Here is a 1,691-nt window from a genome sequence, read left to right as displayed (position 1 = left end):
TTAATTGATAAAGTAACTTCCACTTTGCCAAACTCAATTCCACTCATGTAAGAATCGGTAATTTCTTTGATGTGTATGGGCTTTTATGCAATTCAGTTAATGATTTTTGCTTTCTGATGGAGTACAATGATGCTGACGGAAGCAACTAACTGGCCCTTTTTTGGGCATAGTAAACCAAGGGTGAGATTCAGCTGACTTTTTGAAAGAGTAAATTCCACCCCTCAGGGGATACTATGGTTTAATCAATCCGGATGGTGCCTCAAGTCTATTTGGCTATTTTTTGAGAAGAGATGGGTGCAGGGTTACCTTATCGGGGTTGATAAGGTCTGCACCCATCTTTTTTAGGACCTCTTCTCCATAAAGTGCGGCAAAGACCGCATAAGGAGTCTTGTCCCCCAGGTTCTGACGGCTGTAGGAGTTTATGTGGTTCATCATCAGACTTATGTCCTCCTGGGTGAAGCTATCCATGGGAGTGCCCTTTGGGATGATGCGCCTGATAAGCGTATGGTTGTTTTCCGCCGCTCCCTTCTGGTAGGAGGCCTGAGGATCGCAGTAGAAGACCATGGTCCTCTGATTGCCCTGCTGGTCCTTCTCAATGGCTGTAGGATTAGAGAACTCGCTGCCATTGTCACCAAGCAGCACTTGGAACAGTCTGCAGAAATCTTCAGGCTGCAACGCTCCATATAGCCCTTCAAAGATTTCAGTGACAGACCTGGATGTATTGGCATCCCTGATGAATGCGAGCATCAGCTGTGGTACCACAAAGTGGATAGTCAGAAGTACCTTGCCTCCCTTTTTCCCTTCTACCGAGTCCATTTCCACGATTGTCAAACAAGGATTCTCAGACATGAACTTCAGGAAATCCTGGTATGTCCTGTTGACACGACACTTCTTATCAACCTTGAAGGAATCTCTCTTCTTTTTGCGCTTACCCATGCGCATTACGCGAGGCATATCAAGGTTCCTTGCCTTGAAGATACCGCTAGCAACGTATCGGTAGAGGGTACGCTCATCCTGCATAATCTCGTCGGCATGGTTGACGCAGATGTGGTGCAGTGACTGTCCTTTAAGGAGCAACGGACTGATCAGAGCATCAAGCCTTAAGGCATCTTCCTCGGTAATCTGCAGTCCCTGGCGGGCTTCAGTGAGTATATGTTCATACTCCTTTTGCGCTGGCAGACCAGAATATGTCCTTTTCTCCAGTGTGCATTTGCTCTTCTTCTCACAACCGTTGCATACGTATGGTGGCTTTGCGTGTCTTGAGCAGATTTCAATCTGATATTCTGAACATAGAGAACCGCAGCTATGGGCGTTGCAGAAGCAGCAGTAACGATTGCATCTTTTGTTACCGCAAAGGTGTTGTGCGAGACAGCCCATCCTATTCAGACAGTCGTTGAATGCCTTGTTGTAACAGCCGCTCTTATTAAACTGGATGTGGGTTCTGACTTCCTTGGAAATGGTGGTTGGATCCTTACCAAGTTCTGTAGCAATGAATTTGAATGACTTACCTTCTTTGAGATGCTTTTGGATTTCCAGCCTGTCGTCTAATGTCAGGTGAGAGTGCTTATTCATGACAACCTCCAATGAGGCACCATCCCCACCATCTTACCCTTCTGTCAGATTAACTTCCACTTCCCACTTTGTCTTAGTAATTTCTACTAATGTTTTTTATTGGGTTGAATTTACTTTAT

Annotated in this window: 1 protein-coding gene; it reads right to left on the bottom strand. The window is 45.6% G+C overall.

The window, feature by feature from the left end:
• Window positions 1-273 precede the first annotated feature (273 nt).
• Window positions 274-1,572: an IS30 family transposase gene (locus tag T472_RS02850; protein WP_023863303.1), complete on the bottom strand. Its 1,299-nt coding sequence runs from the start codon at window positions 1,570-1,572 to the stop codon at window positions 274-276.
• Window positions 1,573-1,691 lie beyond the last annotated feature (119 nt).

Origin of the sequence: Youngiibacter fragilis 232.1, assembly GCF_000495435.3 — a bacterium.
Classification (GTDB): Bacteria; Bacillota; Clostridia; order Clostridiales; family Clostridiaceae; genus Youngiibacter; species Youngiibacter fragilis.
This window is presented reverse-complemented; position numbering and strand designations above follow the sequence as displayed.

Excerpts from the sequence above, each read along its gene's own strand:
- T472_RS02850 (WP_023863303.1), bottom strand. The coding sequence starts at position 1,572 with ATGAATAAGCACTCTCACCTGACATTAGACGACAGGCTGGAAATCCAA.